Genomic DNA, 501 nt, shown 5'->3' with positions numbered 1-501 from the left:
AGGAGATCGTCCACGCCAACAAGTTCATCCAGCACGTCTCGGACCGCGACAACCATTCGGCCATCGGTGCCATCACGGCGCCGGGCGTGACGCCGGGCCGGCCGGTGCTGGAGATCTTCGAGGACTTCCTCGCCCATGAGCAGAAGGTCTCCGAGGCGATCCGCGAGCTGTACCGCAGCGCCGACAAGGAGGGGGACTACGATTCCCGTCCGCTGCTGAACTGGTTCGTCGACGAGCAGATCGAGGAGGAGGCCACCGTCTCCGAGATCATCGGTCGCGTGAAGCTGATCGGCGACGACGGCTCGGGCATCCTGCGTCTGGACGCCGAACTGGGTGCCCGCCCCACCGAGTCCACCGAGGCCGACCAGGACTGATCACGCCGGGGCCGGGACGAACCGGCCGGCCGCGGGCGCCGGCGGCTCACCACGGACAGCCGCCGGCGCCCTGAGCAGCACAGCCGACCCGTCGTCGGTCGGCGACGGGTCGATCCGGACCCGCCCG

At 70.1% G+C, this 501-nt stretch carries 1 protein-coding gene; it reads left to right on the top strand.

All coding sequences use genetic code 11. The features are described from left to right. Positions 1–374 (top strand): ferritin (locus ABD879_RS32860; RefSeq protein ID WP_345025695.1); only part of this gene is annotated, 374 nt, incomplete at its 5' end. Positions 375–501 lie beyond the last annotated feature (127 nt).

This window comes from Actinomadura keratinilytica (assembly GCF_039539665.1).
In the GTDB taxonomy this organism is placed as follows: Bacteria; Actinomycetota; Actinomycetes; order Streptosporangiales; family Streptosporangiaceae; genus Spirillospora; species Spirillospora keratinilytica.
Note: the sequence above shows the minus strand (reverse complement) of the source record. Positions and strands in the feature narration are given on the sequence as shown.